Annotated in this window: 9 protein-coding genes; 8 read left to right on the top strand and 1 reads right to left on the bottom strand. The window is 60.4% G+C overall.

The window, feature by feature from the left end; translation table 11 throughout:
* Positions 1–3 precede the first annotated feature (3 nt).
* Genes N3C12_05965 through hpnH form a run of 7 tightly spaced genes read left to right on the top strand, consistent with a single transcriptional unit; the run spans position 4 to position 9,232 of the window.
* A complete protein-coding gene (locus N3C12_05965) occupies positions 4–1,299 on the top strand; it encodes a hydroxymethylglutaryl-CoA reductase, degradative (protein MCX8071981.1) in 1,296 nt (431 codons plus the stop codon).
* A complete protein-coding gene (gene mvk, locus N3C12_05960) occupies positions 1,271–2,284 on the top strand; it encodes a mevalonate kinase (GenBank protein ID MCX8071980.1) in 1,014 nt (337 codons plus the stop codon). The genes N3C12_05965 and mvk overlap by 29 nt, the downstream gene beginning before the upstream one ends.
* Complete coding sequence (gene shc, locus N3C12_05955; protein ID MCX8071979.1) at positions 2,238–4,256, top strand: squalene--hopene cyclase; 2,019 nt, start codon at positions 2,238–2,240, stop codon at positions 4,254–4,256. Before mvk ends, shc begins: the two co-directional genes overlap by 47 nt.
* Positions 4,253–6,010 (top strand): presqualene diphosphate synthase HpnD, encoded by a 1,758-nt coding sequence (gene hpnD, locus N3C12_05950; protein ID MCX8071978.1) that lies wholly within the window; start codon positions 4,253–4,255, stop codon positions 6,008–6,010. The genes shc and hpnD overlap by 4 nt, the downstream gene beginning before the upstream one ends.
* Before the next feature lie 3 nt (positions 6,011–6,013).
* Positions 6,014–7,399 carry a hydroxysqualene dehydroxylase HpnE gene (hpnE, locus tag N3C12_05945; GenBank protein ID MCX8071977.1) on the top strand — a complete coding sequence of 462 codons (1,386 nt, stop codon included), beginning with the start codon at positions 6,014–6,016 and terminating at the stop codon, positions 7,397–7,399.
* A 13-nt stretch (positions 7,400–7,412) separates the two neighbouring features.
* Positions 7,413–8,186, top strand: coding sequence for a hypothetical protein (locus N3C12_05940; GenBank protein ID MCX8071976.1), 774 nt, complete (start codon positions 7,413–7,415; stop codon positions 8,184–8,186).
* A gap of 17 nt (positions 8,187–8,203) precedes the next feature.
* Positions 8,204–9,232 carry an adenosyl-hopene transferase HpnH gene (hpnH, locus tag N3C12_05935; GenBank protein MCX8071975.1) on the top strand — a complete coding sequence of 343 codons (1,029 nt, stop codon included), beginning with the start codon at positions 8,204–8,206 and terminating at the stop codon, positions 9,230–9,232.
* A gap of 173 nt (positions 9,233–9,405) precedes the next feature.
* Here the strand turns inward: hpnH and N3C12_05930 are convergent, their stop codons facing one another.
* Entirely contained in the window at positions 9,406–11,319 is a 1,914-nt protein-coding gene (locus N3C12_05930; protein MCX8071974.1) for a potassium transporter Kup, read from the bottom strand.
* A 364-nt stretch (positions 11,320–11,683) separates the two neighbouring features.
* Here N3C12_05930 and N3C12_05925 point away from each other — a divergent pair, with 364 nt between their 5' ends.
* On the top strand, positions 11,684–14,590 hold the full coding sequence (locus tag N3C12_05925; protein ID MCX8071973.1) for a hypothetical protein: 2,907 nt from the start codon (positions 11,684–11,686) through the stop codon (positions 14,588–14,590).
* Positions 14,591–14,644 lie beyond the last annotated feature (54 nt).

Raw genomic sequence — 14,644 nt, 5'->3', positions numbered from 1 at the left:
CCCATGGAAATCAACCCCATCAGTTCGCGCATCGAAGGCTTTTACAAGCTTCCGCGCAAAGAGCGTCTCGTTACCCTCGCTCGTATGGGCAACCTCGAAGAAAACGAGGTCGCCGAACTATTGACCCCAACGCCGCTGCCGTTTGAGGTGGCCGACCACATGATCGAAAACGCCATCGGCGTTCTCGGCCTACCCCTCGGTGTTGGGTTGAACTTCCTAATCAACGGCCGCGAGCGGCTCGTTCCCATGGCCATCGAGGAACCTTCGGTTGTTGCGGCGGCCAGTTTCGCTGCCCGCATCGTCAGGGACGCCGGCGGGTTTTTTGCCGAAGCTGATCCGTCGCTGATGATTGGCCAAATCCAACTAGTGAACTTACCGGATATCGACCGAGCAAAAGAGCAAATCCTTGCGGCTGCGGGTCGCATCTTGGCGGTGGCAAATTCTGTTCACCCCAACATGCTGAAACGGGGCGGCGGAGCCCGGAAGATCGAGCTGCGGCCGCTCCCTGATACCCCCTGTGGCCCGATGCTCATCGTGCACATTCTCGTCGATGTCGGCGATGCCATGGGGGCTAACGCAATCAACAGCATAGCCGAAGCGGTTGCGCCCTTGCTGGAGGAACTCAGTGGCGGGGAGACCAGGTTGCGCATCTTGTCCAACCTGGCGGACCAGCGCCTCGCTCGCGCCACGGCACGCATTCCTTTCCACCTGCTCGCCACCAAGGACTTCTCCGGGGAACAAGTCGCCCGACGGATCGAGGAGGCTTGGGCCTTCGCTTACGCCGATCCTTACCGCGCCACTACCCACAACAAGGGAATCATGAACGGAATCGACGCCGTGGCCTTAGCTACCGGCCAAGACTGGCGAGGCATCGAAGCCGGAGCGCACGCCTACGCCGCACGCGACGGGCAGTATCGTCCACTCAGCGAATGGCGGGTCCACAACGGAGCCCTGATTGGTTCTATCGAGCTCCCCTTGGCCGTCGGCATTGTGGGCGGCAATTTGGAATGCAACCCGCGCGCAAATTTCGGCTTGCGGCTCTTGCGCGCACGCTCTGCCCGGGATCTCGCGGCGGTCATGGCAGCCGTCGGCCTAGCGCAAAACTTCGCTGCTGTGCGCGCTCTGGCCACTGATGGAATCCAGCGGGGACACATGTCCCTCCATGCCCGCGGGCTTGCACTCGCCGCCGGTGCCACGGAGGACATTGTTGATCAGGTTGTCGAAGAGCTCATCGCCAGCGGCGAGGTGAAGCTCAGCAAAGCGCGGGAAATTGTCGCGTCACGCAAACGCGCAGCCTGAGGGCGACGCCTTGCATCCACTCCGCGTTGGCCAAGGCCGGGCCCCCGGCAAAGTCATCCTTCTCGGGGAACATGCCGTTGTTTACGGGTGGCCCGCCATCGCTTTGCCTGTGGACCGCTGGGTGCACGTCGAAGTGGGGCCGGGCAATCTCGTCCCGACAGAAACAGATTCTGGAACGCTGCACGGTAACACGCCGCCCGTAAGCATCCGGCAACTTCTGTCCCTCGCCGGAAGCCTCTTGCGGCTGCCGGCGGAGCACTTGGCCGTTCGGGTGAATTCGGCGGTTCCTCCGGGAATGGGGCTCGGCAGCTCGGCAGCCCTGAGTGTCGCGCTCATCCGGGCGATAGCCGATTACTATGGAATCGCGTTGGAGGACGGTGACGTGAGCAACTGCGCCTACAAGCTCGAATGCCTATTCCACGGCCAACCGTCCGGTGTCGACAACACCGCCGTCGCCCTAGGCAGTTTGCTCCGCTTCGTTCGCGGCAAGAGCCCGCTGCCCCTCTCTGCGCCAGCGCCGCTTCCGCTTGTCGTCCTCTTGGGAGACCAGCCCCGATCCACGCGGACCGTGGTCGAGCTGCTCCAGCGACGCCGCGAGCACGATCCGCAAACAGTGGACGCGAGTTTCGCCCGGATCGGACAACTCGCGGAACGTGCCGCCGCTGCCATCGAGCGAGGAGACTGGGGAATCCTCGCCGTGACCATGAACGAAAATCAAAGAATTCTTCACAATCTTGGGGTTTCTACTCCGGAGATCGACACGTTGGTGGCACAAGCCCTCACGGCGGGGGCCTGGGCAGCAAAGGTCACGGGCGCAGGCGGGGGCGGTGCTGTGGTTTGTCTTTGCCCAGAAAATCGGGCCGCCTTTGTGGAACGCTTTCTTGCCCGTGGCTGCCAATGCTTTCCGGTGAACTGGCCCCCTGAAGATGGAGGTGAACATGAACGATATGTTGCGCAGTCAAGCATTAGCACCGAGCGCCTCTGAAGAGATCGGTAGCGAGATCGAGAAAGCCCTCGACGAGACGATCCGCCGCACCCAAAGCCACCTGCTGCGGATCCAATCCAGCGCTGGTTACTGGCACTTCCCGCTCGAAGCCAATGTCACCATGGATGCCGAGTACGTTTTCTTTAACCGCTTCATGCGGCGCGAGGCTGCGCGGCCAGAGGCACGGCTGACCGAGCACATGCTCTCCACCCAAAACCCAGACGGATCTTGGTCACTGTACCCGGGTGGACCAGGCAATGTGAGCCTGACGATCGAGGCTTACTTTGCGCTCAAACTCTGCGGGTTTTCGGTCAATGACAACCGCTTGACCAAGGCGCGCGAGTTCATTCGCGCGCAGGGTGGGCTCGCACGTGCCGGCGTGTTCACTCGCTGCTTTCTCGCCTACTTCGGCCAATTCCCTTGGTACGGACTTCCGTCGATGCCGGTGGAGCTGATCCTCCTCCCACCTTGGTTCCCTGTGAACATTTACGCGTTTTCGAGCTGGGCTCGCGAAACTGTGGTCCCGCTCACCATTCTTATGGCACTGCGGCCACAGATACCGCTCGGCCCCGAATTCCATCTACAAGAGCTTTGGCTCGAGCCCCCCTCGCCCGATGCCGTGGCATTTCCTCGCGGCGACAGGACCTTGAGCTGGCGGAACTTCTTCCTGGCCGTGGACGCAACTCTGAAGTTGCTCGGGAAACACGTGCCGTGGGCCCCTCTACGCCGTCATGCGCTGCGGCGCGCCGAGCAGTGGATCTTAGAGCGACAAGACCGCAACGGTGGCTGGGGCGGGATTCAACCACCCATGCTGAATTGCGTGATGGCGCTCAAGACCCTCGGTTACCCTGACGATCATCCTGTAATTCTCAAAGGCATCCAGGCGATCGACGACTTCTTGATCGCTGACGGAGACGCGCTCATGATGCAGCCGTGCGTGTCGCCCACTTGGGACACCGCACTCGCTGCCAAGGCCCTGCTCGACTCCGGTTTGAACGCGGATCACCCGGCATTGTCCCGAGCCGCCGAGTGGCTGATTCAAAACCAAATATTCCGTCGCGGCGACTGGAGCATCTACAACCCAGATCTCGATCCCGGAGGCTGGGCCTTCGAGTTTGCCAACGATTGGTATCCGGACGTCGACGACACCGCCGTCATCTTGATGCAGCTCCAACGCATCCACACCAAGAATCACCGCGCCAAGCAGCGGGCAATTGCCTACGGCCTCAACTGGGCGTTGGGCATGCAAAGTCAGAACGGTGGCTGGGCCGCCTTCGATACCGACAACGACAGCGAATTCCTCAACCAAATTCCCTTTGCCGACATGGAGGCAATGATCGATCCGCCCACCGAAGACCTCACCGGCCGGTTGCTCGAGTTGATGGGACAATACGGTTACGACTTGCAAAGCTCGCGGGTCCGCAAAGCGCATCGATTCCTGCTGCGCACGCAACGCCCCCATGGTGCCTGGTGGGGCCGTTGGGGCGCGAACTTTATTTACGGGACTTGGTCGGTCTTGTCTGGCTTGCGTGCCATTGGCGATGACCTGCGCGCGAGCCATGTACGCCGCGCAGTAGCTTGGCTCAAACACCACCAAAACCCCGACGGCGGATGGGGCGAGACCCTGGCTTCGTATGACGACGAATCCCTAGCAGGGCGGGGCGAGTCGACCGCATCGCAAACCGCATGGGCGATCCTCGGCCTGCTTGCCGGCGAGGATGGCGTCAGCCCGGAACTGCTGCGGGGCGTGCGCTTCCTCTTACAAACGCAAAAGTCGGACGGCACTTGGGAGGAGCGGCTCTGGACCGGCACCGGCTTTCCCCGCCATTTTTACCTTCGCTACGACGGCTACCGCATCTACTTCCCGCTCATGGCCCTTGGCCAGGTGCGCCAGCGCTTACAACAAGTTCGCTCGGGCAGAGCTAGCGCCGAGAACACGCACCTTGCCCCCACACGAGGCGTTTCACCATGAGGGATGCGGCTGAGCTCCAGGAGGCATACCGGCACTGCTGGACCATTGCCCGCAACCACTACGAAAATTTCCCGCTCGGCTCTTACCTCCTACCTCGGCGGCTGCGAGACGCGATCGCAGCCATCTATGCCTTTGCGCGCGTCGCGGACGACCTGGCCGACGAAGGGGAAAAAACTCCCGACCAGCGCCTCGCCGCGCTCGACGCATGGGAGGCACAATTGGATGCCTGCGTGGCCGGCCAGCCCGAGTCGCCCATCTTTGTCGCGCTCGCGGATACCATTCAACGCTTCTCCCTAGCTGTCGAGCCATTTAAGGCACTGCTGGAGGCATTCCGGTACGACGCCCAATTTCGCCCGTTTGCAACGTACGCCGACTTGCTCCAGTATTGCACCCGGTCGGCAAACCCGGTAGGCCACTTGGTGCTCTGTCTGTTCGGCTACCGCGACGCGGAGCGGCAGCAGCTTGCCGACCGGATTTGCACCGGCCTTCAACTCGCGAATTTCTGGCAAGATGTATCCGTGGACGCTGCCAGGGGCCGAGTGTACTTGCCAAAGGAGGAGCTGCAGCGCTTCGGGCTATCGATCGGCGACATCCTCGAGCACGGCGCAGATCGCGAACGATTTCGCGGCTTGATGGAGTTCCAAGTCGCCCGCGCCCGCACTCTGCTGGAAAGCGGCCTTTCCCTAGCAGAGCACGTCTCGGCCGACCTTGCTCGCGAAGTCCGGCTCTTTGCCCATGGAGGACTGGCGATTTTAGACCGCATCGTGCGCATTGACTACGACGTTTTGCACCAACGCCCAACCCTATCCGCTTGGGATAAGGCTCGCCTGCTGTGGCAGTTCGCCAAACCGACGCCGCGCCGGCCGTTTTTGTTGCTGGACGACCGCAGCCCGACCTCCCTTCAACGAGACTACCGCTACTGCGAAGAGGTCACCCGGCGGAGTTCCAGCAATTTTTACTATGCGTTCCACCTCTTGCCCGCACAAAAACGACGGGCACTGTACGCGGTGTACGCGTTCTGCCGGTTTGTGGACGATGTTGCGGATCGGTCTGACCCTGCCTGGTCACCCGCCGCAGGCATCCAACGCTGGCGCGACGAAGTCGGCGCTGTGTTCCACGGCACTCCCCGCCATCCGATCAGCCGTGCGTTAGCAGACTCGGTTCGGCGATTCCCCCTGCAGGAGCGCTACTTTCACGAACTCATCGACGGCGTGGAAACCGACCTGCGCCCGCGCAGCTACGAAACCTGGGAGGAGCTTCGCACTTATTGCTACCGGGTTGCGAGCACGGTTGGTTTGCTCTGCATCGAAATCTTCGGCTACCTTTCGCCCTCCGCCAGGCAATACGCCATCGACCTCGGCATTGCTTTCCAACTGACCAACATTCTCCGCGACGTGCGCGAGGACGCCGAGCGAGGACGCATTTACATTCCCAGGTGCGATCTCGTGCAATTTGACTGCTCCGAGGGCGATCTTTTGCAGGGGCGCTATTCTTCCCGTGTGGCCAGTTTGCTCGCCTTCGAATGCGGCCGCGCGCGGGCGTATTACTTGCGCGCGCGTGCCGCCCTCGCCCCTGAAGACCAGCGCTCGCTGGCAGCCGCGGAAGCCATGCGTTTAATTTATCAACGGCTGCTGGCCCGCATCGAAGCGCAGAATTTCGACGTGTTTAGGCAGCGTGTCACGCTCCCGCGCTACGAGAAAGTGTCCCTCGCCTTGGCTGCTTGGGGACGCTCCCAATTGCAGCGCCCAGCGTAACCGATGTCGTCAAACGGATTCTCACCAACCCCAAGCGCATGCTCGGCACCCGTAGTCGTTATCGGCGGCGGGCTCGCTGGTCTTGCATCTGCAGTTGAGCTGAGCGACCGAGGACACCAGGTCTTGCTGCTCGAAGCTAAACGACGCCTCGGGGGCCGAGCGGCGTCGTTCCGCGAACCGGTGACCGGTGACGAGATCGACAACGGCCAACACGCCATGATGGGCGCATACCATCACACACTCAGTTTCCTCCAACGCATTGGTGCACAGCCAAAGCTGACGCGCCAGGAGCGCTTACGTGTACCCTATGTGCATGTCCCCTCCAGGCAGCATGCGACGCTCGAAGCGGCCGAGCTGCCCGCCCCTCTTCACGCTGCTTTCGCCATCGCCCGCTTCGCCCTGTTACCGCCCCGTGAAAGGCTGCAAGCCCTGCTCGGGGGCCTGAAGATTCTCACGATCTGCAAACAAAATCCACGGTTCCTCCAGGACCTGACAGTCGAGGATCTGTTGCAGTTTTGCGGGCAAACGCGGCGCACACGCGAGCGCCTCTGGCACCCAGTGGCCGTCGCCACCATGAACGAGCGGCCCTCGCGTGCCGCCGCGGCGCCGTTTGCCGAAGTCGTGGTGCGAGCCTTTTTTGCTTCCCGCCGCGATTCCCAATTTGTTTTCCCCCGCGTGCCGCTTAGCGTTCTATACGTGCACGATGCACTAAAGTTTATCCAGCGCCGAGGCGGCGAGGTGCGCACTGGCGCAGTGGTGGAAGAGCTAGTTTGCGAGCGTGGTAGAGCCCTGGCCGTTCGGCTGCGCAATGGTGCACTCTTGCCGGCGTCGGCAGTGGTGTGCGCTCTGCCTCCGGAGGGGGCGCACAAACTGCTCGCTCCCCACGGGATCGACGTGCCTTGCGGAGCCTACACGCCAATTGTTTCCTTGCATCTTTGGTTCGATGGCCCGCCCCGCCTGCCATCGTTTGTGGGCCTTCTCGGCACCCGTGCCCAGTGGGTGTTCGATCGAGAAAGCTTGTGGCAACAAACAGCAAACGCGGCAGTGCGCCTGCCGCACATTTTGAGCGTCGTCATCAGCGCAGCCTACGAGGAAGTGGAATTCAGCGACGGCACACTGGTCGATACCATCAAGGATGAGCTTGCGCGGGCCTTTCCCCATTTGCGGGCGCTAAGGCTCCGGCACGCCGCGGTCATTCGGGAACGACGCGCCACCCCCTCGCTGACTCCGGAGTTTGAGCGCTGTCGCCCGACCATTGCAACCCATTTGCCCAACGTCTTCTTGGCGGGTGATTGGGTGGCAACGCGTTTACCGGCAACCATCGAGAGTGCGGTCGCCAGCGGCTTTGCGGCGGCTGAAGCTGTTGTTCAGGCTGTCGGAAGGGCGTAGGATCGGGAAGCCAATGCATCGGATCGCAGTACTGGCCGCATTACCTTGGGAATGTAAGTGCGTGCTTCCAGCGTTGCGGAAGATTCGCAAAGGTCGAGAGGAGCATTGTACCTGGTGGTGCGGCCGGGCCACGGTGGGCGAAGTTATCGTCGTTCGCACGGGCATCGGAATGGAGCGGACCGCAAAAGCACTCCCATGGCTTTTGCAGACCTTCGCATGCGACCTGCTGGTCAGCACCGGATGTGCCGGCGGGCTCATGGCCGTACTGAGCCCGGGCCATGTGGTTGTTGCCAACGAGATCGTTTCCGCCTTGAGTGGGGCAAGCTTCTCCGTGCCACCTCCGCTCGTCGCGGCTCTCGTGGAAGCGAGTCAACAATGCGGCCTCAAGGTCGCCACAGGCCGACAGCTTTGTGTCAACGAAGCCTTGGCCTCCGTCGCAGACAAGCAGCATTCGGCTTTGCGCTTCGACGCCATCGCCGTCGACATGGAAAGTGCCGCCGTAGCCCAAGCAGCCATGCAACATGGCCTTCCGTTTGTCATCGTTCGCTCCGTTCTCGATCCCTTGTCCGATCCTCTTCCCTCGACAGACGGCCTTGTCGATCCGCAAACTGGCAGAGTTCGCCCAGCGAGGCTGCTCAGCCATGTCTTGAGCAACGGGATGCTGGGCTTACGGGGGCTCCAAGAGCTTTACGCTTGGAAACAGTGCGCAGAGCACGCCCTCGCTCGCTTGTTTGCGCACTGGCTGTCCACAAAAGACTGGCTGCCGCTCTCGGCACCACAGAACTAAAGGAGGAGGTTCCTAGAATGCGTTTTCCGCTGCACATTGCCACCGACATGATCAAATGGCAGTTGAAGAACTGGTGGCGCGGCAACAAGCGCTATCCTTTTGTACTGATGCTGGAACCCTTACACACATGCAACTTAGCTTGCATCGGGTGCTCGCCCGAGCGCTACAACGGTGACCTGAAGGACCGTTTACCCTTAGACGAATGCCTGCGCGCGGTGGACGAATGTGGCGCACCGGTGGTGTCCATTTGCGGCGGCGAACCAACTATTTACCCCGAGCTCCCGGAGCTCGTACAAGGGATCATCGCACGCAAGCGACACATTTACCTCTGTACCAACGGCATTTTGCTCGACCGCTTTTATCAGCGCTCGCAACCGCACAAACGACTCTCGATCAATGTCCATCTCGACGGGCTGCGCGACACCCATGACTTTGTCGTCAACCGTAACGGTGTGTTCGACAAAGCTATCGCCATGATCAAGGAGGGAAAGCGCCGCGGCTATTCGGTGTGTACAAACACCACAATCTACCGGGAAACCGACATGGACGAAATCGAGGCCATGTGCGCCTTGCTCACCGAGCTTGGTGTGGATGGAATTTTGCTTTCGCCGGGCTACCACTACGACGCGCTCAGCGGCGATCACTTCCTTTACAAGGATGAGATCCACGAAAAATTCCGCCGGGTACTCGCGCTGGCGGAAAAATACCCGGTGTCTTCGACACCGCTATTCTTGCAGTTTGCCGCTGGCCGACGAGACTATCCCTGCACGCCATGGGGCAACCCAACGCGAACGCCGAAAGGTTGGAAAGGCCCCTGCTATCTGATTGCCGGGCGTTACTACCCGACCTGGAAAGAGTTTTGGAGCGGCGTTGACTGGGATTACTGGGAATCGCGGCAAGACCCGCGCTGCCAAAACTGCCTCATGCACTCGGGGTTCGAACCGTCCGTGATCCGAAAACTCGGAGAGAATCCCCGCGATGTCTGGACGATGGTCAAGTGGAACCTGTCAAACCCACCCAGAGCCGCCAGTGCCACCCAGCGTTGACCCTCAGTGAGCTGCGGTTTGGGACCTACAGGCTGAGACAAACGATTGCTCCAGCAGTGCAGGCCGTGGCTTATCGTTAGCGCGCCTTCGCAACTCGATCAGGCTCGCGCCGGGCCTTGCCTGTTTCCCTCCAAGGAGGGGCGCTGAATCCTCTCCAACTGGAGGTGAATCCTCTACAACTCCAGTTGCGCCCCGAGTTCCACGACGCGATTGACTGGAATCTCGAAAAAGGCCGCCGCAGAAGGAGCATTGCGGGCCAACAAGATGTAAAGGCGCTTACGCCACTTAGCCATACGGGCGCGTCCTGTAGGGAGTAAGGTTTCGCGGCCTAAGAAAAACGTCGTCGTCATCAAGTCGAAGGCCAACCCTTTGGCCTGACAAAGGCGGAGCACATGTCGGATCCGGGGCATCTCCATAAACCCGAAGTGAGCAATGATCCGGTAGAATCCCTGGCCAAGTTCCTTAACCTCGACTTTTTCCTTGTCCGGCACCTCCGGCCGTTTTTCCGTCAAGATCGAGAGCAACACCACGCGCTTGTGCAGGGTCCTCGTGTGTTTCACATAGTGCAGCAAAACTGCCGGAATCCCTCGGGGGGTAGAGGTCATCACTACCGCGGTACCGTCAACACGAACCAGCCGCTGATTTTGCACGTCGGCCAAAAATGCCTCTTCACTCAAGCTTGCGCGCTCGAGCAGAGCGGCGACTTCGGCCCTGCCGCGCTTCCAAGTGGTCAGCACGGTGAATACCACCACACCCACAGCCAGAGCGAACCAACCTCCGTGTGGTAGCTTGGCCAAGTTCGCCAGTAAGAACGAAAGATCGAACAACAGGAACAAGGCTGCCGCTGCGAGCGCGGAAGCCAACCTCCAGGACCAAAGCTCGCGCGTCACCGCGTAAAACAACAGGGTGGTGGCAGTCATCGTTCCGGTCACTGCCAGGCCGTACGCCCCTGCGAGTGCGCTTGACGACTGAAAGCCCAAAACGAGCAACAGACAAAGTGCACCCAAGGCAACGTTGACTTGCGGAATGTAGATCTGTCCCGCTTGCTCCTCCGAAGTGTGAATAATGTTGAAGCGGGGTAGGTAACCCAGCTGCGAAGCTTGGTGCGTTAACGAAAACGCCCCCGAGATGAGCGCTTGCGAGGCAATAATCGTGGCTGCCGTGGCCAAGCCAACCAGAGGATACAACAGCCACGGAGGTGCCAGTTCGAAAAACGGGTGGCTGACCGCGCTGCCTTTTGCAAGCAACAGGGCTCCCTGGCCAAAGTAGTTGAGCAACAGCGCTGGAAACACGAGTACGTACCATCCCAAACGAATCGGCCGCCGACCAAAGTGGCCCATGTCGGCATAGAGAGCCTCCCCTCCGGTGATGCATAAAACCACCGAGCCAAGCACGAGAAATCCATGAACTCCGTTGCGGGCGAAAAACTCGATTGCATGCCAGGGATTCAGCGCGTGCCAAATCCACACATCGGCGTGCGGCTGCAAGAGAATTGCCCGCAGGCCGAGAACGCCGATGACGACAAACCAAATCAACATGGTTGGTCCGAACACCGCGCCGAGGCCCGCTGTACCGTGGCGCTGCACCGCAAACAGCGCCAAAAGGATCCCCGCAGCAATGGGAACCACGTACGGCTCGAACGCGTGCGTGGCAACGTTGAGCCCTTCGACTGCCGAGAGTACCGAAATTGCCGGCGTAATGATGCCGTCACCGTAAAGTAACGCGGCGCCAAACAAGCCGCAGAACACCAGCAACGAACGCGGCAGCGAAGCCGTGCCCTCTTTGGGAATCACGAGCGCGAGCAGAGCGAGGATCCCACCCTCTCCTTCGTTGTCGGCCCGCATGACAAAAATCAGATACTTGATCGAAATCACCACCGTGAGCGACCAGAACACGAGGGACAGCACCCCCAAGACATTCTGTTGCGTGATGGCGACGGCGTGTGGACCGACGAAGCACTCGCGAACGGCATATAAGGGCGAGGTCCCAATGTCGCCGAACACCACCCCGAGGGCGGCCAGAGCCAACCCTAGTACCGGCGACTGCCGTGCTGCCTCATTTGTCGCCATGGTCGGGCTGCGGTCCAACGCAACTCCGGATTGTTCGCTTCCTGCCTGCATCATCGCTTGACCGTTGCCCGCACGGTAACTGCCAGCCACATACCGCGACGACCGGAACACCCGCTGCTCGAAGAGCGTCGAGACAAATTCCCGGAATCCATCGCGTTCTCGCTAGCCTCTTCCCTCGCGCTCCGTTCTCGCCGGACGCGCCGCGCAACCCTAGCCAACCCGGAGAGCCAATCAACGCGTGTGCAGACCCGGCTGCGGCCCTACCCGAACTAGACAACTTATTTCTTGACATCCGTTACCAAACTGTCGTAAACGTTTCGCCGCGAGGGAGAGAAGGCGAAGGTTTTCCCGGTTCAAAAACTCAACTCCGGGGGTCGCATTTATGGGAGAGACGAAGAAGCTCTGCGGGTCGCTCATCGCTACCGCGTTTGCTTTGGCTGCTTGTGTTGGCCTCGGCATGGCCGGCCGAGCGAGTGCGCAAAGCTGCACGCAAGGACCGTTTGCGAACAAATGCATTCCGGGCGGTGGTTCGAAGAGCAGCGACTGCCACTTAGAATGGCTCGTTCCGACGATGCTCATTCCCCAATCCCCGAAGTTTACCGGCACTGGTTTCCCCAAAAACAAATATATTTGTTACGAGGGCGACCCACGATGCGACATCGATCCCGACCTCAACAACAATAGCTGCACTATCCCTGTCCAACTGTGCATCAACAACGCCGACCCTCGATTTGCAGGGAAGTGCATCCCCTCGGGTCTGACCTCGTTCGAAGTTAAAAAACCCAAGCCCACGAGCCTCGACCCGACTGACCTCGCGAACCTAGCTGCGCTGGAGACCGCAGCCAGTTCTGGCTTCGGCCTGACGGTAATGCGGAAGAACACCCCCACGACGTCCGGCGCGTCGAATACCTCTCCCAATTTATGTGGCGCGCCTGTTGCTGTGGTGGTTCCGCTCAAGGTTACAGTCAGCGGGAAAATCCGCCCCGGTACGCGTACGCTGCGGGTGATTGCCCGTACCACAAATTCGATCCTCGATCCGGACGCCCTGAAGATCCAATGCCTACCGAGCACTTGCGGGAACGGCATCGTGGAGTCGGATCACGAAACTTGTGACGACGGGAACCGAGCAAACGGCGACCGGTGCGATCAGGGCTGCCAAATTGAACCTCCGACACCGACACCCACACGTACCGCAACGGGAACCCCTACCCCGACTGAGACAGGTGCGCCCACGGAAACGCCTACACCAACGGTGACAGAGACGCCCACGCGTACACCGACCATCACCAAGACCTTTACACCAACCCGAACCGCTACGCCTACTTATACACCGACGGTAACGCACACGCCCACGAGGACGGCATCGCCGACATGGACCTGGACGCCCACCCGTACCCACACGCCGACGAACACACCGACGCCGACCAACACTCCGACAGTAACCAACACACCGACGGTGACCCCGACACCGACCAATACACGGACACCCACCGCTACGTTCACGCCAACGCCACCACCCGAAATTTACCTCGATTCACCTGCGCACGGCGTCTTCACCACTGCGAGCTCCTCGACGGTTACAGGCCATGTTGTGAATCCGGTCGCTGGGCAAGTCGTGAAGATTAACGGGAATACGGTTTGCACGGGACCGTGCACGACGTTTAGTTACAACCTGCCACTCAGTGCTGGTGCCATCTTCAATCCCGTGCTCGCTGAACTCACGGTGCCAGCCACTGGTTTCCGCGTGGTGGCTCGTCGTGTAATCATTCGCGGGCAATCGGTGGCCGACGGCGCGTTCTCCATCAACGCACTCGGCCTGCGCATTAACGATTCCGGTTTCGACAAACTCGAGCCGGTCATCCAAAGCATGATTCCACTCGACCTGGCCACCTTGTTGCCACCGGGAATGTTGCTGACGGATGATAACATCTGCGTCGTCGACGGCGGCTTCCTCGGTTGCTTAGGAGGAATCGACAAGGTTTACGTTTGTAACCCGCCGGGGAACGGTTGCGCGCCTGGTGACAGACCGTCGATCTCGGGCTTTACGATCAACATCGATTCGCAAAGCGGGTACGTGCAGCTTGATCTCACCTTGTTCAACATCCGCATCCGGCTGTGGCTGGACAATTTCGGTGTGGTCCCAGACTGTGCCGTGCGAGCAACTGCGAGCTCGGCGCTGATTCGCGGGAACTACACGCTTGCGCCCGGGAGCCCCGACCCGAGCTTCCTCGACGTCAACCAACAGGGTGACGTGTCGATCACGTTCTCCAACTTCAACGGCACCATTGAAGGTGGGTTCCTATGCGATGTCGTTAACTTCCTAGCTCCGTTGTTCGTCGACCTCGAGCAAACGGCACGCGACCAGTTGGTGAACTACTTGCGCGATCCTGACGGTGCTGGTCCGCAAGACTCCGTTATCGCAGATGCGATGGAAACAGCACTTTCGCAGTTATCCATTGCTGGCGCTATCGGCGGAGCCCTCGGCGTACAGCTCGATGCGCCCTTCAACTTCGTGGCGCCAGACACTCAAGGAGTAACCTTCGGGGTCAATGCCCGCATCATGTCCACCGATAAGCCGGCGTACACGCCAGACTTCACCGCATCGCTGCACGTGCCCGAGGCCTTCCCGTCGTATGGCACGACCACCCCGGTGCAAAACCTGCCCTACCACATGGCCATCAGCCTCGGCACCTCGGCAATGAACCAGTTGCTCAAGGCGCTCACCGAGGAAGGGATCCTTAATATCGACATTTCCCAAATCGACCTCGGGTCGGGTGCAGTGGATATCACCTCCGACTTACTCGCCCTCTTCCTGCCGGAGTTCGCCAACTTGCCGTCCGGCACACAACTGACCATCCGGATTGAGCCGACCATTGCGCCGGTGCTCACCGGCAACCTCGGGCCAAATCCGGGCGACCTGGCGGAGCTCAAGCTTGCGCACCTGCTGATCTCGATTTGGTCGCGCGACCTCTCCACTCTCTACCTGCGCGGCGCGGTCGACGCTCGAGCCGGCTTGCAACTGAGCTACGTTGCCGCCACCAACTCGATCAGCTTCGTCATCAGCAACATCAACCCGAGCGACGTGACTACGGTCGTGCTGCAGAATGCCATCGGCGTGAGCGAGAACGACCTGCAATCGATCATTCCACAATTGGTGCAACAGTTCCTGCCTTCCCTCGCCGGTGGTCTCGGCTCCCTGCCGCTACCGTCGCTCCTCGGTCTGCAGCCAGTGGGCGTAGAGTTGTCGCGTCTGGGCCAGGTGATCACCATTTTCTTGAACTTCCAATAATCCCCACCTGAGAAGCCGGACAAAAAGCGGCAGAGGGCAGCCCCCCCTCTGCCG

Source organism: Candidatus Binatia bacterium, assembly GCA_026415395.1.
In the GTDB taxonomy this organism is placed as follows: Bacteria; Desulfobacterota; Binatia; order HRBIN30; family HRBIN30; genus HRBIN30.
Note: the sequence above shows the minus strand (reverse complement) of the source record. Positions and strands in the feature narration are given on the sequence as shown.

Coding starts and splice junctions, on each gene's coding strand:
- N3C12_05965 (MCX8071981.1), top strand. CDS start 4: ATGGAAATCAACCCCATCAGTTCGCGCATCGAAGGCTTTTACAAGCTT.
- shc (MCX8071979.1), top strand. CDS start 2,238: ATGAACGATATGTTGCGCAGTCAAGCATTAGCACCGAGCGCCTCTGAA.
- hpnD (MCX8071978.1), top strand. CDS start 4,253: ATGAGGGATGCGGCTGAGCTCCAGGAGGCATACCGGCACTGCTGGACC.
- hpnE (MCX8071977.1), top strand. CDS start 6,014: ATGTCGTCAAACGGATTCTCACCAACCCCAAGCGCATGCTCGGCACCC.
- N3C12_05940 (MCX8071976.1), top strand. CDS start 7,413: ATGCATCGGATCGCAGTACTGGCCGCATTACCTTGGGAATGTAAGTGC.
- hpnH (MCX8071975.1), top strand. CDS start 8,204: ATGCGTTTTCCGCTGCACATTGCCACCGACATGATCAAATGGCAGTTG.
- N3C12_05925 (MCX8071973.1), top strand. CDS start 11,684: ATGGGAGAGACGAAGAAGCTCTGCGGGTCGCTCATCGCTACCGCGTTT.